14 protein-coding genes are annotated in these 19,907 nt (G+C 61.4%); 11 read left to right on the forward strand and 3 right to left on the reverse strand.

The annotated features are described in order from the left end of the window. The first annotated feature begins 87 nt into the window (after positions 1–87). The 7 genes from mtrA to secA all read left to right on the forward strand — a co-directional run bounded on the left by mtrA (position 88) and on the right by secA (position 10,504). The gene (gene mtrA / locus ABHM97_RS08305; protein ID WP_090818324.1) at positions 88–762 is read left to right on the forward strand and encodes an MtrAB system response regulator MtrA; all 675 of its coding nucleotides are present in this window, start codon (positions 88–90) and stop codon (positions 760–762) included. Further along, entirely contained in the window at positions 734–2,707 is a 1,974-nt protein-coding gene (gene mtrB, locus ABHM97_RS08310; RefSeq protein WP_349470293.1) for an MtrAB system histidine kinase MtrB, read from the forward strand. Before mtrA ends, mtrB begins: the two co-directional genes overlap by 29 nt. Next, entirely contained in the window at positions 2,704–4,422 is a 1,719-nt protein-coding gene (locus tag ABHM97_RS08315) for an LpqB family beta-propeller domain-containing protein (protein ID WP_349470295.1), read from the forward strand. Before mtrB ends, ABHM97_RS08315 begins: the two co-directional genes overlap by 4 nt. 106 nt (positions 4,423–4,528) lie before the next feature. Beyond that, entirely contained in the window at positions 4,529–5,530 is a 1,002-nt protein-coding gene (locus ABHM97_RS08320) for a ComF family protein (protein WP_349470296.1), read from the forward strand. A gap of 142 nt (positions 5,531–5,672) precedes the next feature. After that, positions 5,673–6,401, forward strand: a complete 729-nt coding sequence (hpf, locus tag ABHM97_RS08325; protein ID WP_235520694.1) for a ribosome hibernation-promoting factor, HPF/YfiA family — start codon at positions 5,673–5,675, stop codon at positions 6,399–6,401. 29 nt (positions 6,402–6,430) lie between these two features. Further along, positions 6,431–7,720, forward strand: coding sequence for a winged helix-turn-helix domain-containing protein (locus ABHM97_RS08330; protein WP_349470297.1), 1,290 nt, complete (start codon positions 6,431–6,433; stop codon positions 7,718–7,720). 42 nt (positions 7,721–7,762) lie between these two features. Then, positions 7,763–10,504, forward strand: a complete 2,742-nt coding sequence (gene secA, locus ABHM97_RS08335; RefSeq protein WP_349470298.1) for a preprotein translocase subunit SecA — start codon at positions 7,763–7,765, stop codon at positions 10,502–10,504. Positions 10,505–10,597: 93 nt separating this feature from the next. Here the strand turns inward: secA and ABHM97_RS08340 are convergent, their stop codons facing one another. Both ABHM97_RS08340 and ABHM97_RS08345 read right to left on the reverse strand, forming a co-directional pair. Continuing rightward, positions 10,598–11,020, reverse strand: coding sequence for an Rv3235 family protein (locus tag ABHM97_RS08340; protein WP_349470299.1), 423 nt, complete (start codon positions 11,018–11,020; stop codon positions 10,598–10,600). A gap of 153 nt (positions 11,021–11,173) precedes the next feature. Then, on the reverse strand, positions 11,174–11,947 hold the full coding sequence (locus ABHM97_RS08345) for a LysM peptidoglycan-binding domain-containing protein (RefSeq protein WP_349470300.1): 774 nt from the start codon (positions 11,945–11,947) through the stop codon (positions 11,174–11,176). A gap of 139 nt (positions 11,948–12,086) precedes the next feature. Between ABHM97_RS08345 and ABHM97_RS08350 the strand changes: the two genes are divergently transcribed. Further along, complete coding sequence (locus ABHM97_RS08350) at positions 12,087–12,659, forward strand: hypothetical protein (protein ID WP_235520605.1); 573 nt, start codon at positions 12,087–12,089, stop codon at positions 12,657–12,659. Here ABHM97_RS08350 and ABHM97_RS08355 read toward each other — a convergent pair. Continuing rightward, the gene (locus tag ABHM97_RS08355; protein ID WP_235520604.1) at positions 12,656–12,877 is read right to left on the reverse strand and encodes a helix-turn-helix domain-containing protein; all 222 of its coding nucleotides are present in this window, start codon (positions 12,875–12,877) and stop codon (positions 12,656–12,658) included. The two genes, ABHM97_RS08350 and ABHM97_RS08355, sit on opposite strands and share 4 nt — an antisense overlap. Positions 12,878–13,029: 152 nt before the next feature. On the opposite strand from ABHM97_RS08355, the gene ABHM97_RS08360 reads away from it, so the two are divergent. The 3 genes from ABHM97_RS08360 to ABHM97_RS08370 are packed head-to-tail and all read left to right on the forward strand — an operon-like array spanning position 13,030 to position 19,895. Next, on the forward strand, positions 13,030–13,674 hold the full coding sequence (locus ABHM97_RS08360) for a CpaB family protein (protein ID WP_349470301.1): 645 nt from the start codon (positions 13,030–13,032) through the stop codon (positions 13,672–13,674). Continuing rightward, positions 13,671–14,981, forward strand: a complete 1,311-nt coding sequence (locus tag ABHM97_RS08365; RefSeq protein WP_349470302.1) for a CpaE/TadZ family protein — start codon at positions 13,671–13,673, stop codon at positions 14,979–14,981. The genes ABHM97_RS08360 and ABHM97_RS08365 overlap by 4 nt, the downstream gene beginning before the upstream one ends. A 57-nt stretch (positions 14,982–15,038) precedes the next feature. Beyond that, positions 15,039–19,895, forward strand: coding sequence for an NAD-glutamate dehydrogenase (locus tag ABHM97_RS08370; RefSeq protein ID WP_349470303.1), 4,857 nt, complete (start codon positions 15,039–15,041; stop codon positions 19,893–19,895). The last annotated feature ends 12 nt before the right edge of the window (positions 19,896–19,907 follow it).

Genomic DNA, 19,907 nt, shown 5'->3' on the forward strand with positions numbered 1-19,907 from the left:
TGCGTTACGGTGGAATTGCCCTGGGGGCGCCATGCCGTGCGCCGTGCCCAACGGGACAAAGACTTGGCGATAAGGGAATATATAACTATGAAGGCACGCATTCTGGTAGTGGACGACGACGAAGCACTCGCCGAGATGATTGGCATCGTCTTGCGCAATGACGGCTTCGAGCCCGTTTTCTGCGCGGATGGTGGACAGGCCTTGGAAATCTTCCGTTCCTCGAAGCCCGACCTCGTGCTGCTGGACCTCATGCTCCCGGGCTCGGACGGCATTGAAGTGTGCCGCCAGATCCGTGGCGAGTCAGATGTCCCCATCGTGATGCTCACGGCGAAGTCCGATACGTCCGATGTGGTTCGTGGCCTCGAGTCCGGTGCCGACGACTACGTGCCCAAGCCCTTCAAGCCTGCCGAACTGGTGGCGCGTGTTCGTGCGCGCCTGCGTCCGGGCGACCAGAAGGCCCCCGAAACGCTGCGAATTGCGGACGTCACGATCGACGTCGCAGGGCACCTGGTGACCCGTGGCGGTGAGCGCATTTCGCTGACGCCCCTCGAATTCGACCTTCTTGTGGCCCTGGCCCGGAAGCCGTGGCAGGTCTTTACGCGCGAGCTCCTCCTTGAGCAGGTGTGGGGGTATCGGCATGCCGCGGACACGCGGTTGGTCAACGTCCATGTCCAGCGCTTGCGCTCAAAGATTGAACGCGACCCGGAAGCGCCAGAGGTTGTCCTGACGGTGCGTGGTGTCGGATATAAAGCAGGTTCCTGAGTCCGCAGCCGGCGAGGCCGGCGCGGCAAAAGGGGATACTGCCCCCGAGGTTTCCGAAACATCCGGCGTCGAACAACCGACGCCGGCTGTTTCGGCCACCCCAAAACCGGCAGAATCGTCCCCGCCTCCGGCACGGGACCTCTCGTGGTTCCTGACCCGAACCCGGATCTGGACGCGCCGGGCCCTGATCCTTGTCCTGCGGGTGTCGCGGCTGGTTGTCACCGGCATCAGGCACATCCGGCCTGGCCTGCGCTTCCTGTGGAAGTCCTTACTGCGACGCTGGCGCCGTTCACTGGAATTCCGAACGGTCCTCACCACGTTGCTCCTGGCCGTGACATCGTTCGCCATCGTGGGTGCGTACCTTTCCAACCAAATCGCCAACAACCTGTTCCAGGAACGACTCGCCCAAGCGGAGTCCGAGTCACGCTACAACGTCAAACAGGTCCAGGACACGTTCGACGGCGCTCAGGTCACCGACCAGTCGAGCGTCATCACCTTGGTTTACGACACCCTCACTGCGGTGGAAGGCCGCGGATCGGTCATTCAACGGCGATACGTCTTCGAAGCCAAACCCGAACAGACCAAGCCGCGAAACCGCTGGGTCGAGTCGAGGGCCTCGGACCAATTGACAGTCCGGGTCATTCCGCCGGAGTTGCGCAAGGCCGTCCAGGAAGGCGGGAAGCAGCAGTTCTGGGCCTCCACGCAGTTCCCTGTGGGCAACGAGGACCGGCCCGGCATCGCGGTCGGAAACCTGGTGACGTTCAACGGCACGGCCTATGAGCTGTACCTGATCTATGACCTCAACACGGCCCAGCAGACCCTCAATGAGATCCAGAACGTCCTTTGGGCCGGTGGCGCAGCACTGGTTCTCATGATTGGTGCCATTGCCTGGTATGTCACCCGAAATGTCGTCAGTCCCGTGAGCCACGCTGCAGTGGTCTCGGAAAAGCTTGCCGCCGGGCAGCTCCAGGAACGCATGGTAGTCAAGGGCGAAGACGAGGTGGCACGATTGGGTGCCTCGTTCAACCACATGGCTGCAAGCCTCCAGGAACAGATCACCCAGCTGGCGACGCTGTCCCAGATGCAGCAGCGCTTCGTCTCTGATGTCTCCCACGAGCTCCGCACCCCGCTGACAACCGTGCGCATGGCCGCAGAGGTCCTTTTCGACGCCCGTGACGAGTTCGATCCCATGAACAAAAGGTCCGCGGAGCTGCTCTATCACCAGGTTGAGCGTTTCCAGTCGTTGCTGTCGGACCTGCTTGAGATTTCCCGGTTCGACGCCGGCGCCGCTGTCCTCGACGCCGAGCCCCAGGACATCTTCCAGGTGATCTCCCACGTCATTGACGGTGCTGCGCCCGTGGCCGAGGAGTATGGCTCGGAAGTCCGGCTGAGCGCCCGCCAGAAGAGCATTGTGGTGGAAATGGACTCCAGGAGAATCGATCGGATCCTGCGCAACTTGCTGCTCAATGCACTCGAACATGGTGAAGGCAGGCCCATCCATGTTTCGGTGGCAGCAAACCATGATGCTGTGGCCGTGTCCGTCAGGGATCACGGCATCGGCATGAGCCAGGCAGAGGCAGCGAGGGTATTCGACCGTTTTTGGCGGGCAGATCCGGCCCGTGCCCGAACCACGGGAGGCAGCGGCCTTGGCCTGTCAATCGCTGCCGAGGACACCAAATTGCACAACGGATGGCTGCAGGCCTGGGGCCGTAAGGGATCGGGATCCAATTTCCGCCTGACGCTGCCGCTGCGCCAAGGCGGCACCATCGTAAAGTCGCCGTTGCTTCTGGAACCTGCGGACATCGAATTCCCCGGATCGGCAAACGAACGCCACATGCTGGTGCTTGGTACGGGATCCACGGGATCCACGGGCAATCCCGGTCAGACTGCTTCAGATGCTGACCGGAATCCGCAAACAGGCAGCGGAACGGGAGAGGCCCCGTGACGAGAACGCGTTTTGCCCGCTCCAAGGCCGCAGCCGTCATTCTGGCCGTGCTGATGCTCCTGCTCACCTCCTGCGCGCAAATTCCCCGATCAGGACCAGTTGGCAAGAGCAAGGATGAAGGTGCAGGCAATCCGAATGCGCCGGTCTTCTTTCCTGCCGCTCCGCGGTCCGGTTCCAGCCCGGAAACCATCATTGAGGATTTCTACATGGCCGGCAGCGGCTATGAGGACGATTACCCTGTTGCCCGCCAGTACCTGACACAGGCGCAGTCGGTGACCTGGAAGCCTGACAAGAAGGCCCTCGTTTTCCGTGCGGCGCACGTGGTCAAGGCTGCCGCGGAAAACGAATACGTCTACGAACTTGATCTTGCCTACTCCGTGGACGCTGACGGCGTTGCCACCCAGTTCCCACCGGGAACCAAGGAGACCATCCCCCTGACCTTGGAGCAGGTAGAGGGGGAGTGGCGCATTTCAAAGGTCCCGGACGGCACGGCTATTCCGGAAGAAACGTTCAAGGTCATTTATGGGGCAAACCCCATCTACTTCTACGACCCGACCTTCACCTACGCGGTCCCTGACTATCGGTGGTTCATCAAGAAGAACACCGTCAAATCGATGACCAGCGCCTTGTTGGCCGGCCCGGCACCCTACCTTCGGGGCGCTGTGGTCAGTGCGTTCCCATCGGGGATGAAACTTGCCCGCGAATCCGTGCCCGTGGTCTCAGGTGCTGCGCAGGTGGACCTGTCGGCGAAGGAACTGTTTGATGCCTCCGCGGAGGATCGCCAGAGGATGCAAAACCAACTGGCCCTGACCTTCAGGAGCCAGCCTGATGTCATCAACGTCCAACTTCGGGCGGACCAGGACCTGGTCCGGGTCGAGGATAACGGAACGGTGCTGCCGCCCGTGCTGGACAAGAATGTTCCTGCACGCCAGATCGCCGTGAACAATGGTGACCTGGTGCGGTACGAGAACAACAGGGTTTCCCCGCTCCCGGACATCCAATCCGTTGCGGGCTTGGGGCCGCACGCTCCCGCGGAGTCGCCAGTGTCCCAGACGGCCGCCTTCCTCAACGGTGACAGGACCACCCTGTACTCCATCGAACCAGGACAGCCTGCGCGACAACTCACCACCAGGAGCACACTGACCGGGCCATCGTTCAGCCCACAGGATTGGGTTTGGACCGCGGGGCCCGGTGCCAACGGCGCTGCCGAAGTGGTGGCGTACAAACCCACCGGAGTACCACCGGGCACCACCGTGCCTGCCGTCACGATCACCCCGTCCTGGCTCTCGGGCCGGACCGTGAAGGATTTCCGGGTGTCCAGGGAAGGGACCCGGGCCCTGGTCATTTCGGAGGCCAACGGCAAATCCGCGGTCCAGATCACCGGAATAGTCCGTACTCCTGACGGCGTGCCCAAGGACCTCACAACTCCGGTCACCCTCCTTAGCACCGGCAACGCAAACCAGGGTGTATGGATTAACGGGTCAACGGTAGCCGTTATGTCCGGTTCCGCGACGTCCACGGTTGTTCCGGAGTTGCTCAGTTTGGCCTCAGGTGAACCCCAGCAGCTCGCACCCTGGGACGGACTGACCAGCCTCAGTGCCGGCAACGGATCCGAGCAGATCTATGGTCAGTCAGAGGCGGGGATTTTCCAGCGGGTCGGCAACGGCTGGGAACTCCAGCTCAAAGGACCTACGGAGCCCGCGTTTCCCGGCTGACGTCTTCGCCGGGCCGGTATCACGGCCCTTTGTTCACATAGGGCCTCTGTCCACATAGGCCGACAAAGTCCTTCCGTGCAGTAGGGCGCTGGCACAGGCTGATGGAATGACTTCTTTTCCTCCCGCCCCAAAAGCAGCCCGCCGCCGTCGCCGCGAGGACCCTGACCTGGAAGCACCAGCCAGCGGTCCCGCACGGCGTCGCGGTCCGGACAGGCAACCCATGGGCAGGATCCTTTCCGCGCTCCAAAGAACCGCGGCTGAATTGCTGGCCTTGCTGATCCCTGTTGAATGTGTCTGCTGCAATGCCGAAGACACCGTCCTGTGTCGAACTTGCGCGAAGCGGGTCCGACAACTCTGCAGGCAGCCCTTTCGGGCGGAGCTGGAGGCGCCAGCGCTGGTCGAGGTCGACGGTACGGCGAAGATCGGTGTGGTGGCTGCGGGGCCGTACCGCGATGAACTGGCACAATGCCTGCTCTCGTTCAAACACCATGGCCAATGGAAGTTGGCCGGAGTGCTGGCGAGCTGCCTGGGCAAGGCCGTGGACTCTGCCACCGGCGGCTTGGAGGGCTACCGCCTCGTCCCGGTACCGACCAGTACAACGGCGTTCGCGAAGCGCGGATTCAGCCCGGTGCACCTCCTGCTCTTCTGGATGCGGCTTCGGAGGACGCACCCGCAAGGCCGTGCATTGGATGCGCTGGTGAAGACCGCCCGTCCGTTCCGCCACGGGCTGGGCCAATTCGCACCCCGCGATCTTGCCATTTGGCTTGCCAAGTCCGTGCTGGGTGGCGACGCCGGCCAGGATCGGGGCGGGCAAAAGGGGCTGGGGCGGGGCGGGAGGGCCAGCAGGGTCCGCGGCTCCATGCGTGTGCGGAGCCGCTGGCGCAAGGAGCTCAATGGTGCCCGATGCATACTGCTCGACGACGTGCTCACTACGGGCGCCACCTTGGCCGAGGCTGCGCGGGCCGTCACCGCTGCCGGGGGCGTGGTTTGCGGCGCCGTTGTTCTCGCGGCCACGAGGCCACCAGCCTACGCCTCCGTAGTGATCCCAGACGACCCCACGGCAGTTGATAAGACAAAATCAAAAAATAAACGGCCAAAGGATGAATAACACGTGACGATGAACTAACGTCGGTTGTGGGTACCAAGAACAGATGTACCTGTCGATAGCGGCTCGGAAAGGGGCTCGACTGTCCGTCAGACCAGCCCCCAACAGAGTCGTTGTCGTGTCACCGAGTTATTTGGAGGGCACCATGGAGTTCATGATCAGCGGACGAAATCTGACAGTTTCTGACCGCTTTCGCGAATACGCCGGCGAAAAAATCTCGAAGATTGAATCGCTGGGGGATAAGGTCCAGCGAGTAGACGCCAAGGTTTCCAAGGAAACCAATCCCCGGCAGACGCCGGGCCAGCTCACCGTCGAAGTGACAGTCCTGGGCCGAGGCCCCGTTATCCGTGCCGAGGCCACAGCCGCTGACAAATTCGCTGCCTTCGATCTTGCGTACAACAAGCTGCTGGAACGGCTCCGCCGTGCCAAGGACCGCAAGAAGGTCCACCACGGCCGCCACACGCCCAAGGCCGTCAGGGAGGCCACGGCAACGTTGGAGCCGGCCAGCACCAGCGAGCCGCTCTACGTCGAGGCAAGCAATCACCAGGACTCCGAGCCACAAACCGATGAGCGTTCTCCCTACGAGATTGAGAACGACATCCCGGCGGGCGATTCACCCGTCCTGATCCGCCGCAAGGTGTTCCCCGCAGCGTCGCTGACACTCGACGACGCCGTGGACAGCATGGAACTGGTGGGACACAACTTCTATCTGTTCCTGGACAAGGAAACCAACGCGCCCTCTGTCGTTTACCGGCGCAGTGGCTGGACCTATGGTGTGATTACCCTTGATTCCACCTGCGAACCGGGGGAAGAGGCAGTGGAAGAGAAGATCCACGCCTATCGCTCCGATGACCAGGCCGCTACGGCAAAGTAAGTCGTCAACTCCTGCATGAAGGGACTTCAATGACCGCTTCGCTGAGCCTCTCACAGGCACGGCGGATCGCGTTGGCAGCTCAGGGTTTGGCAAAGGTCCGGCCCACCGGCCCCGTCACAGCACGGGCGGTGGGCCGGACCTTTGCCCGGCTCCAGTTGGTCCAGATCGATTCAGTGAACGTAGTGTCACGCAGCCACTACCTTCCGTTCTTTTCCCGGTTGGGTAACTACGACCCCGACATCCTGCATGTCATGGCTGGCCGGAAGCCGCGCAAGATGATGGAGTATTGGGCGCACGAGGCAAGCTTTATCCGGCCGGAGCACTTCCACGACCTCCTGCTGTGGCAAAAGCGCGCTTGGGTTGGCGCGCACAACCTGGATCCCTTGGAACGTCAGGGTATGGAAGACCGCATTCTCTCGGCCCTCGCCTCAGGGCATCCAATGACCGCGTCCGAACTGACTGCGAAGCTCGGGCATGTCCACGACGCTTCGCGGGATCAATGGGGTTGGAACTGGAACGTGGTCAAACGCGTGCTTGAGCACCTCTTTGAAGAAGGAAGGGTTTCCGCGGCTATGAGGACACAACAATTCGAGCGGAAATACACCCTCACCACCCGGGTCGTTCCGGATCTGGCTCCGCCGGTTCTTGATCCCGAAGCATCCCTGGACCGATTGATGGACGCGGCAGCCCAAGCCCATGGCATTGGCACGGTGCGGTGCTTCTCGGACTATTTCCGTACACCGGTGAAGGCGGGAGCGGAATCGGTCCGGCGTTTAGTGAAATCAGGGCGGCTGGAACCTGTCTCCGTCCGCGGCTGGGACCGGGAAACGTTCAAGCACGTCGAGGCAAAATTGCCGCGAAAAGCGGAGGGGCGCGCTTTGCTCAGTCCTTTTGACTCTTTGGTCTTTGAACGTCGACGCCTGGAAGAGCTCTTCGGCTTCCACTATCGGATTGAGATTTACACCCCGGCCGCCAAACGACGTTTCGGCTACTACGTTCTGCCGTTCCTCCTGGGGGAACGCATTGTGGCCCGGGTGGACCTGAAGGCGGACAGGGCCTCCGGCCAGTTGCTGGTGCGCTCGGCGTTCGGTGAGGCCGACGCACCGGCGGGTACCGCCGTCGAACTTGCCGCAGAGCTCTGCCTGATGGCCCGATGGCTCGGCTTGGACGAAGTGGTGGTTTGGCCCGTTGGTGACCTTGCAGCCAGCCTGGCCAGTGAGGTGGCAGTCCTCAGTGTCGATAGTGCCGGCCCGGCCCAGCCGAGCAGTCCGCTCACAGGTGAACCCGGCAACGTGGCGTTGGTCTCTCCCGTAGACTGAAACAGCCAGAATTCGGCAGCATGAGACTGGGAGCAATTTCACGTGGCATCACTAATCGAAAAACTTCTCCGCACGGGTGACAAAAAGACACTCAAGCAACTGCGGAACTATGCCGATTCCATCAATGCCCTGGAAGACTCTTTCAAGTCCTTCACGGACGCTGAACTCCGTGGGGAAACGGATCGCCTCCGTGCCCGCCACCAAGACGGCGAAACCCTTGAGGCCCTGCTGCCCGAAGCCTTTGCCGCCGTTCGCGAGGCGTCATCACGGACCCTGGGAATGCGGCACTTCGATGTGCAGCTGATGGGCGGGGCCGCCTTGCATTTGGGCAACATCGCCGAAATGAAAACCGGTGAAGGTAAAACCCTTGTTGCCACCGCACCGGCCTACCTCAACGCCCTGACCGGCAAAGGCGTCCACGTGGTCACGGTGAACGATTACCTTGCCGAATACCAGTCCGAACTCATGGGCCGCGTCTACAGGTTCCTTGGCCTCACCAGTGGTTGCATCCTGTCCAACCAGGACCCGGCCGTGCGCCGTGAACAGTACGCTGCCGACATTACTTACGGCACCAACAACGAGTTCGGCTTTGACTACCTGCGCGACAACATGGCCTGGGATGCCAGTGAACTCGTGCAGCGCGGCCACAACTTCGCGATCGTTGATGAGGTTGACTCCATCCTCATTGATGAGGCGAGGACGCCCTTGATCATCTCGGGACCGGCGCAGGGCGACACCAACCGGTGGTACAGCGAATTCGCGAAGGTTGTTACGCGGCTTCAGCCTGAGGTCGACTACGAAGTGGACGAGAAGAAGCGGACCGTCGGCGTGCTGGAAGCCGGCATCGAAAAGGTTGAGGACTATCTCGGAATCCAAAACCTGTACGAATCTGCCAACACGCCCCTCATTGGTTTCCTCAACAACGCCATCAAGGCGAAGGAATTGTTCAAGCGGGATAAGGACTACGTCATCCTCGACGGTGAGGTCCTGATTGTCGACGAGCACACCGGGCGCATCCTGGCTGGACGCCGTTACAACGAAGGCATGCACCAGGCCATTGAAGCCAAGGAAAATGTCGAGATCAAGGCCGAGAACCAGACTCTCGCCACGGTGACCTTGCAGAACTACTTCCGCATGTATTCCAAGCTTTCCGGCATGACCGGTACGGCCGAAACCGAGGCCGCGGAATTCATGAGCACCTACAAGCTTGGCGTCGTTCCCATTCCCACCAACCGGGATATGCAACGTATTGACCAGTCAGACCTCGTATACAAGAACGAGGTCGTCAAGTTTGATGCAGTGGTAGCTGACATTGCCGAACGCCACGAAAACGGACAGCCGGTACTCGTTGGTACCACCAGCGTTGAAAAGAGCGAATACCTCTCGAAGCTGCTGGCAAAGGAAGGCATCCGCCACGAAGTCCTCAACGCGAAAAACCACGCACGCGAAGCCTCCATCGTGGCCCAAGCGGGCCGTAAGGGTGCGGTAACCGTTGCCACCAACATGGCTGGCCGTGGTACTGACATCATGCTCGGTGGCAATGCAGAGTTTACCGCCATCGCCGAACTGGCCAAGCGTGGTCTCGATCCCGAAGAGAACTCCGAAGAATACGAAGCCGCGTGGCCCGAAGCGCTGGCCGCAGCCAAGCAGGCCGTCAAGGACGAGCACGAAGAAGTCCTGAACCTCGGTGGCTTGTACGTCCTGGGTACCGAACGCCACGAATCACGCCGTATCGATAACCAGTTGCGCGGACGTTCAGGCCGTCAGGGCGACCCCGGCGAATCCCGTTTCTACCTTTCGCTGACTGATGACCTCATGAGGTTGTTCAACTCCGGCGCCGCCGAACGGCTGATGAACAGTTCAGTACCTGATGACGTAGCGCTCGAGTCCAAGCTGGTGTCCCGCGCAATTGCCTCGGCCCAGGGCCAGGTTGAGGCTCGCAACGCGGAACAGCGCAAGAACGTCCTCAAATACGATGATGTCCTCAACCGCCAGCGCGAAGCCATCTATGGTGACCGTCGCCGGATCCTCGAAGGCGACGACCTTCACGAAAAGGTCCAGTACTTCCTCGAGGACACCATCAATGCACTGATCGAGGCAGCAACCGCCGAAGGAACCGGCGACGATTGGGACTTCAACCAGTTGTGGACGAACCTGAAGACGCTCTACCCGGCCACGGTTACTCCTGAAGACATCATCGAGGAGGCCGGCGGCAAGTCACGCGTCACGGCAGAGTTCCTGAAGGATGAGATCCTTTCGGACGCCCGGCTCGTGTACCAGGCCCGCGAAGAAGCCATCGGATCGGAGAGCATGCGCGAGCTTGAACGCCGTGTGGTCCTTTCGGTCCTGGGACGAAAGTGGCAGGAACACCTCTACGAGATGGATTACCTCAAGGAAGGAATCGGGCTCCGGGCCATGGCCCAGCGCGATCCCCTGGTCGAGTACCAACGGGAAGGCTTCGTCATGTTCCAAAGCATGATGGAAGCCATTCGCGAAGAGAGCATCGGGTTCCTGTACAACCTTGAAGTCGAAGTAACGCCCGCCGAGGACGTAGTGGTCGCCGACGATACTGCCACTGGCACGCATACAGAGCACCACGATCCGCAAATCCGGGCGGCAGGCCTGCAGGCACCGGAGAAGCCGGCGCAGTTGCAGTACACCGCACCCGGCGAGGACGGAGCAACCCAGACCCGGGTGGAGGGCCGCGCGTCAGGCCGTTCCGGCAATCCCGCCAAGGCGGCTGGCCAGGAGCCACGCAAATCTGCGAAGAAGAAGCGCCGCTGACCCTCGGTAGCTGCGAGTCTAAAGGGCGAACCCCGGACCTAAGGTCCGGGGTTCGCCTTTATTCATTGGTCCCGCCTTGCGATGGGTTCGCTGTCAGCCAATTTCGAGCGCAGTAACCTGCCATACCCCATCCAGGCGTTCCAGCCTCATGGCTACCGCGCGGCAGCGTTGCTCTTCCGCCACCACGATGCTGGCCTCACAGATGGACTCGGAGATGGAGCATGTCCGAACGGATCGGACCATCGGACTGCTGTGGGGCTGCTGGCTGCCGCGGACCCTGGCGGCATGTTTTCTGGTGAGGGCAGCCCGGTGCTGCAAGGAGAGGTAACACTCGGCATCAAGGGAACGTGAGAGTTGCTGGAGGGGCCGCGTCCCTGCGAGAACCTCCAAAGCTGCCTGCGCAATGCTCCTCGCAACGAGTCGAACGTCGACGTCCGCGCTGTTGGAGCTGCGGACGACGCCGGTCCCTCTTCCGCCTTGACGGCTTGCCGGCCTGCTCGGAGTCGTAACGGTCATGGTCATACCTCATGCATTCACAACATGGGCTCGGGCGTGGGGTCGCCGTTGCCTGGGTGGCTTCTGCTGGGATGACGATGGATGGGAGTCGGGATGCTACTGGAGCCCCTGAGCGGGCTCGCAGGCGGACCTTCGGGACCGCGGATTTTCGGGCTAGCCGGGGGGTGGAGGCTGGAGGACCTGGCCTGGCTGCAGCAGGGTCGGATCGGCACCAATCGTGGAGCGATTCGCGTCGTACCATTTGGGCCAGGACAGGGCGATGTCTACGTCAGTGGCGAAAGGCCCCAGCCGTGAAGCCGCGATGGACCACAGCGAGTCTCCGGGTTGCACGATGACATCTGCTTTCCCGGGGTACGTGGCCTGCCGGGACGCGGGTCGGCTGAGGAGCCCGGGATCAACAACGGGGTGTTGGGGTTTCCACCCGGGGCTAAAGGCCTCGACCCTTGAAGAACCTGTTTCGACAGGCGCTGGAGCGCCGACCTTCGGCGTGCTGTGCGATGTCGGGGTCCACGATGCACCGGTGGAATCGGTGGTCACCGTGTCCGTGGCGTGCCACCCAGGTTCGGGTTGTGTTGCTGCTTGCGCGGCGCCGGAGCCCAGCAGGTTCAGGCCGAGTACGGCTGCAGCAAGGCGCAGCATAAAACCGGGGCTGAACTTGGAAATGGAGCGGGCGGCTTTTGTCCGGCCTCTGCGCTGCATTGCGGTGGCCAGGAAGGCAAGGAAACATGACGCGGTCCACCACGTCGCAATGGAGCTGCCAACGATGCTGGCGGAGGCTCCCAAAACGTGGTCAAGGGAGGACTGCTGATGATGGTGTTCGGCCGCCAACCATTGGCCCATCAGGACGGTGCCGGTGAACGCCAAAAGCAAACCAAGCCCGAGTAACGAAGCGGCAAGGACCAGGTCCCTGCGTAGTGTTCGCGCCATTCCAAGCCCCCAAAGCCTAGTTTGATATCGTTTGATCGTCTTTGACCCATTCTGATGGGTTTTGTCGACGATTGTCCAATCCTGGCCATCAGAAAGCCGTGAATTGTCCTGCGTTCCTAGTGCAGCCTAGTCTGGCCACATGAGATGGGACTCTCTTTTCAGCGATTTGGAAGCACAATTTTCGGCCGAACGCGCGCTCCGTGATGAATCGGAGATAACGGAACGGGCCAGGGTTGAACTCGGTGGCATCGAACTCAGTGACCGGCTCCGCGGCGTGGTTGGCTCAGGCATCAAGGTCATGCTGATGGATGGCAGCGTGCTCCAAGGTGGGCTAAGCCACGTCGGCAGTGAGTGGATTGTGCTGACTGAGGGGGCGCGGCAATGGTTGATCCCTCATGGATCCGTGCTGTCCTACCAAGGGCTTGGGAGGCTGGCAGTCAAAGAAGCATCCCGGGTTCAACGTTCATTGGGAATTGCTTCGGCGTTGCGGGCCCTGTCCAGGGGCCGCATCCCCCTCGTGGTCCACCTGGCTGTCCGGAATAGCGGCGGCCATAAGCTCGATGGGGTTATCGACAGGGTGGGGAGCGACCACTTTGACTTGGCAGTCGTGCTGCAGGGTGAGGAAAGGCGCGCCGGAAGCGTTGCGGCGGTTGTGACCGTTCCCTTTGTCGCGTTCACGGCCATTAGCTCTCCCGGTGCCCAAGGGCTCTAACGCTGGGCGGTTTTGGACCTGGACTCTTCGATCATTCGGCTGGCTTCTGCATATCGGTCCTGGATGTACTGCTCCAGCATCGCTTCCTCAATGCGCCATTGTCCGCGCCCTCCCACCTGTATGGCCTTCAGTTCCCCGCTGCGCACTAACGCGTAAGCCTGGGGGGAGTTTATTTGGAGTTGTTCGGCGACATCCGCCAGAGTCAGAAATCGGGGCATGGCTCCATTTTGCCATCGGTGGTGCTGTTTGGGGTAGTTATCCACAGTTTTGGACCATTTGGGGTCGTTCGCTTTGGGGCCGCCGCCCGCCCCGGGCAAGAATGGGAGGCAAGTCCATAGGACATGCCCAAACTCGTAGGGGGAGCTGGAAAATGGGTCCAAATGCAGCTGCGGCGTCCGCGCGCTTGAGGAAGCCCTCGTGGAAGGACCCTCGACTGCTTGTCGGGATTCTTCTGGTACTCCTCTCTATTGCCGGCGTTGTCGCGCTCGTGGGCGCGGCTGACAAGACGACTCAGGTATATGCCGCCCGGGAGGATATCGCAGTTGGCCAGCGGATTACCGAAGCCGACTTTTCCATCGTCAACGTGCGTTTGGATGCCGTCGAATCGAGCTACGTTACCGTCGAAAGCGGTTTACCTTCGGACAAGGTCGCGGTACAGAGGGTAGCGAAGAATCAATTGATTCCGCAGGACAGCCTGGGTACGGCCGACCTCCTGAATCGTAAACCGGTTGCCATATCGGTGGATGAAGAACTGCCCGAGCAGGCCGTACCTGGGGCGCGGGTGGATGTGTGGGTTGCCATGCCCGGAACCGACAGGTCATTCGAAGAACCTGAATTGCTGTTGCCGGGCGCGGAAATCGCACAGGTGTCCGAAGGTGCCACTACCTTGGGGGCTTCGAAGACAAAAGTTGTACTGGTGCTGGTGACCGATGAACAAATGCCCAAGCTGTTGGGTGCGCAGGCCAATGATGCCAAGGTGTCCGTTGTGTGGAACCCGGCGGGCTTGGCCCGGTGAGTATTCCCGTCGTAACCGTCGGCACAGCTGAAGAAGACGTCGTGGGTGGGCTTGAGCGCCTGCACGGACCGGTAACGGTTGTCCGGCGCTGCTCCGAGCTTGCAGAACTGATTGCCGCGTGCCAAAGCGGGCTGGCTATGGCCGCCGTCGTTGCCGAAGGCTGCCGGGAGCTGACCGCAACCCTCGTCGACCGCCTTGGTGCGGTGGGGGTCTCGGTAGTAGCCCTCACTGACGATCCCGAGGAATCCCGACGACTCCAGTCCATCGGCGTTGTCGCCGCCGCACACGGAATCAATCCGTCCGCCCTCGCCGACCATATCTCTGAAGCAGTAGGACGTGTTGCGTCAATTGCTGGAGACCATTCCGGATACGGCAGCGCATTCTCAGATCCGGCCGCAGAATTGACAAGGGTTCCGGCGCCGGCAGATGTGGAGGAAGGGCCGCGCGGACAAGGTGAGATTATCGCCGTCTGGGGTCCGACAGGTGCACCCGGCAGGACCCTGGTAGCGGTCAACATCGCGGCGGAACTTGCGGCAGACGGCAAATCAGTGATCCTGGTCGACGCTGACAGCTATGGTGCCAGCGTTTCAGCAGTTCTTGGCCTGCTGGAAGAGTCGGCAGGTCTGGCGCAGGCGTGCAGGCTGGCCGATCAGGGCTTGCTCGATGACAGGGCTTTGGAGTCAGCGGCTTCCTTCGTATTTACCAAAGGAGGCGCTTTCCGCGTTCTCACCGGAACCACGCGTGCGGACCGTTGGACTGAGCTCCGGGCAGCGGCGCTGTCCACGGTTCTTGAGCTCGCCCGTCACGCGGCGGAATTTGTGGTGGTGGACACGGGATTCTGTCTTGAGTCGGATGAGGAACTCAGCTTTGACACCATGACTCCGAGGCGCAACGCGGCAACCCTCCGCAGCCTGGAAATGGCTGACCTGGTGCTTGCTGTGGGAGCGGCGGATCCCATAGGGATACCGCGCCTGATTCGCGGCTTGGCTGATCTTGCATCAGTCGTTCCGCAGGCATCGCCCCGTGTGGTGCTGAACAAGGTCAAGCGATCCACCGTGGGTCATTCGCCCAGGCGGCAACTGGAGGAGGCGTGGGAACGGTTCGGACCCGGCCGGGGCATCGACGCGTACCTTCCCTCGGATCCTGCTGCCTGCGAGTTGGCCCTGCTGACTGGTGCGGTCTTGCTCGAAGCTGCCCCGGACTCACCCCTCCGACATGCCATCGCCCAGCTCGTTTGTGCGCCTGGCCAGCAAAACCGCAATTCTTTGGGTCGATCAACCAGAGCCCTTCGCTTTTATAAACGATAGGCTCACCATGTGGGCTGCAGAGTCGCAGCAATCAACTTGTGATGGAGGCGTTTGTCGATGTCGTCAGGATCCAGCGTGGAGGATCGGTCCGATGCAGCAGTTGTCCGTGAAGGGTTCTTCGGTGACTACTATGAGCATCTCGCAGAGGAGGATTCCCGCGCATACTCGCCTGAGCTGTTGATGTCGCGGGCTTCCCATCACAGGACTGTTGCCCAGTCCCGCCGACCGGGCAATGCCGTAGTGGAAATATCCGCCGAATCCGACCGAAGCGTCGTCTACATCGTCACCGACGACATGCCCTTCCTCGTTGACTCGGTCAATGCTGAGCTCGTTCGCCAGAACTGCGCCATCCGACTCGTAATGCACCCTTTGTTCGTGGTGTCGCGCGATCGGACGTCCGGGGAACTGGCCAAGATCTCCAGGGTGCCGTCCAATGTGGGTATCTCCAGCGGTGATACAGCAGCACTGCCAAGCGTGGCTCATCTCCTCGGTGACGGTGACAACGCGTCACACATGGAATCGTGGATTGCTGTCGAGATCGACCGCGTGAGCGATGAAGTCCGCGAAGAGCTCGTCGCCGGCCTGCAACGCGTGCTGGGCGACGTCAGGGCAGCCGTTGAAGACTGGCCGAAAATGCGCAGCAAGGCACTCGAACTGGCTGAAGCGCTGGGAGGCGTCTCCCACCCGGAACAGGTTGCCGAACTTCGGCAGGCCCAAGACCTCCTGCGATGGTTGGATAACGGAAACTTCACTTTCCTGGGGTACCGGGAGTACGACCTCGTCAATGAAGAGGGCGAAGACGTCCTGCAACTGCGGGAAGACAGCGGCCTCGGCTTGCTCCGTGCCGGAGACTCCACCCGCCAGGTCCAGCACCTGACGGATGCCGGTCGAAAGCGTGCCAGGGAGAAGCGTGCCCTGGTCATTACCAAGGCCAACTCGCGCTCTACCGTGCACCGGCCTGCCTACCTCGACTACATCGGTGTCAAAAGCTTTGATGCCATGGGCAATGTCAACGGTGAACGGCGCTTCATCGGGCTTTTCGCCACCAGTGCCTACACCGGATCCGTGCGCAGCATACCGATTGTGCGGGATAAAGTGGATGCAGTCCTGCGTAATGCCGGATTCCCGATCGACTCCCACTCCGGCAAGGACCTGCTCGGCATCCTCGAGACGTATCCCCGCGATGAGCTGTTCCAGATCGAGGTAGCTGACCTGGCTGCCACGGCCACGGGTATTCAGCGTCTGCAGGAACGCCGGCGCACCAAGCTGTTCCTGAGGCCCGACATTTACGGCCGATTCATGTCCGCTGTGGTCTACTTGCCCCGCGATCGCTACACCACCAGCGTCCGGCTCCGGATCGAGCAGGAACTCCGTGAGACCTTCCAGGCCGAGAGTATTGACTACGAGGCCCGGATTACCGAGTCGGCTTTGGCCCGTGTCTTCTTCCGGATCCGGTTGCCCCGGGCCGCGGAACTTGCCGAGGTTAATGTAGAAGAGCTCGAACACCGCCTGATGCGGGCATCGAGGTCGTGGAGCGAAGGTATCGCCGAAGTCCTGCGGGAGAACCGTCCAACTGCCGAAGCCGATGTCCTGTCGGCTCTGTGGGCTGAGGCATTCCCGGCCGGTTACCGCGTGGATTACGAAGTCGAAGATGCCCTGGAAGATATCGAGCGCTTCGAGAAGTACGGTGCCCAAGCGGAAAGGGCGGGGGCATCCACCCAGCAGGTCAAGCCGGGGGTGCATGTATACCTTCCGGAGGGCGCGGGTGAGGCGTTGGAAGAGGACGCACGCGTCAAGCTCTACCTGATGGAACCCAAGAGCCTCAGCCAGATCCTTCCCTACTTCCATAACCTCGGCCTCGAAGTCCTGGACGAGCGCCCCTTTGAGATTGAAACCGCAGACAACCGGGACTTCTTCCTCTACGACCTCGGGCTTAAGTACCCTGCCGGGGTTGATCCCCTGACCACGGGTGACCTGCTGGGCGATTCGTTTGGGGCAGCGGTGACCGGGGCTGTGGAGTCGGACAACTTCGACAAATTGGTCCTCCGTGAAGGCATGCACTGGCGGCAGGTTGTGGTGCTGCGCGCGTACGCCAAGTACATGCGGCAAATGGGCAACACCAACTCCTTCGGTTTCATAGCTGACACACTCCTCGGGAACCCCGACGTTGCCCGAGGTCTCAACGAACTCTTCTCGGCGCGCTTCGATCCCGCGGTGCCCGAGGACCTTCGGGCTGACCGACAGGCTGCTGCCAGGGATGCACTCGCGGAATCCATTGAGCAAGTAGCCACGTTGGATGCCGACCGGGTGCTGCGGACTTTCGTGAACCTCATCGAGTCGACGCTGCGGACCAACTACTTCCAAAACAAGGACTACGTCAGCTTCAAGCTGGATCCGACCTCGATTGATGGGCTTCCTTTCCCGCGCCCCATGTTCGAGATCTGGGTTTACTCCCCGAGGGTGGAAGGTGTACACCTCCGCTTTGGAAAGGTGGCCAGAGGGGGTCTTCGCTGGTCGGATCGGCGGGAGGATTTCCGCACTGAGATCCTGGGCCTTGTTAAGGCCCAGACGGTAAAGAACGCGGTGATCGTTCCCACGGGAGCCAAGGGCGGCTTCTTTGCCAAAAAGCTGCCTAACCCTGCCGTCGACCGGGCCGCCTGGATGGCCGAAGGAATTGAGAGCTACAAGACCTTTATCCGGGGATTGCTGGACATCACTGACAACCTCGTCACCTCAGCGGACGGCGAGAGGCTGGTGCCGCCGTCGGACGTTGTCCGGCACGACGGCGACGACTCCTACTTGGTAGTGGCAGCTGACAAGGGCACCGCAACGTTCTCGGATACGGCCAACGGGCTGGCTGCCGAATACGGCTTCTGGCTCGGCGACGCCTTTGCCTCAGGCGGTTCGGTCGGTTACGACCACAAGGCCATGGGCATCACGGCACGCGGAGCCTGGGAATCCGTCAAGAGGCATTTCAGCGAGTTGGATCTCGACACCCAATCCGAAGAATTCACGGTTGTCGGCGTGGGCGACATGTCAGGCGATGTCTTCGGCAATGGCATGCTGCTTTCCCGGCACATCAGGCTGCTGGCAGCCTTTGACCACCGCCACATCTTCCTGGATCCGACTCCCGATGCGGCGGCGTCCTTCGCCGAAAGGCAGCGGTTGTTCGAACTGCCCAGGTCTTCCTGGGACGACTATGACCGCTCAGTCATCAGCGAAGGCGGTGGCGTGTACGCGCGCCAGGCAAAGACCATTCCGGTCTCGGACCAGGTCCGCAAGGCGCTGGGGCTGCCCGACGGCACAACCCAGCTCAGCCCGCCGGAACTCCTCCGCGCGATCCTGCTGGCGCCGGCCGACCTTCTCTACAACGGCGGCATTGGTACCTACGTCAAGGCCAGTACCGAGACGCATGCCGCGGTGGGTGACAAGGCAAACGATGCCATTCGCGTCGATGGCCGCGACCTGCGGGTCAAGGTGGTGGGCGAGGGTGGAAACCTGGGCCTGACCCAGCGTGGACGCATCGAGGCTGCCCTGCAGGGGGTCATCCTTAATACGGATGCGATCGACAACTCGGCCGGCGTGGACTGCTCCGACCACGAGGTCAACATCAAGATCTTCGTTGACAGGATGGTTGCGGCAGGCAAGCTGGAAGCCGCGGACCGGGCGTCGTTCCTGGCCGATATGACTGACGAAGTGGGACGGCTGGTCCTGCAGGACAACATCGACCAGAACATCCTGCTCCTCAACGACAGGACCCGGGTTGCCGATTGGAGCCCGAGCTACGAGCGCCTGATGGATTGGCTGGAGAAGTCCGCAGACCTCAAGCGCGACCTTGAAGCTCTGCCGACTACTGACACCCTGCGTGCGAGGTTGGAACAGGGCCAGGGCCTGACGTCTCCGGAACTGGCTGTCCTGGCGGCCTACGCGAAGATCGAGCTCGGCGCAGCGCTCCGCGACAGCAACCTTGCCGATGATCCGTGGTTTGCGGACACCATCCGCAACTACTTCCCCAAGCAATTGCGCGAGAAGTTCGACGCCGAATTGGACACCCATCCGCTGCGGCGCGAGATTATCGCCACTGTGGTCGCCAATGACATCATCAACCTCGGCGGCATCACCTTCGCGTTCCGGGCCATGGAAGAGACGTCGGCCAATGAAGTCGCAGTCGCCAAGGCTTTCGTCGCCCTGCGCGAAATCTACGACCTCGACCCCATGGTCGATGAACTGAATGCGCTTCCGGCGTCCTTCCCTACAGAACACTGGAGCGAAGTACACCTGGACATCCGCAGGTTGCTCGACCGCGCAGTGCGGTGGGTGTTGGGTCAGGGCATGGCGTCCCAGCCGATTTCCGAGGTCGTGGAATCGTTCAAGCCGATGCTGGCTCCGCTGCGTGCAAAGCTGCTGGACTACCTGCGGGGCGAGGATAAGGTCCGCATCACCGGCTGGTTGGAGAAGGCACGCAGTTGGGAACTGCCGGATCATCTGGCACACAGGTGGGCGGAGCTGTTTGAAAGCTATGCCCTTCTGGATATTGCCCGGATCGCCCGGACCGGAAACGACACGGTCGAGGACGTCGCCCACGTCTACTACACGGTGTTCAACCGCTTCCACGTCGATTCATTGCTGGAGCGAATCAGTTCGCTTCCACGTGACGACCGCTGGCAGGCGTTGGCCCGTGCTGCACTGAGGGATGACCTTTATTCGACGGTGGCAGACATGACGACGTCGGTACTTGAGTCGACTGAGTCCGGCACCTCGGCGGAGGATCGCCTGAGGGCATGGGAGGGGCAGAATGCCGAGCAGCTCGGCCGGGCCAAGACCATGTTCGATGAGGTCAACGCACTCGAAGCCGACGACATGGCGTCACTGTCGGTAGCATTAAGGCTCTTGAGGTCAATCGTTCGACGCTAGGAGCAAGTCCCG

The sequence above is a fragment of the Paenarthrobacter sp. CAP02 genome, from assembly GCF_040137855.1.
GTDB lineage: Bacteria > Actinomycetota > Actinomycetes > Actinomycetales > Micrococcaceae > Arthrobacter.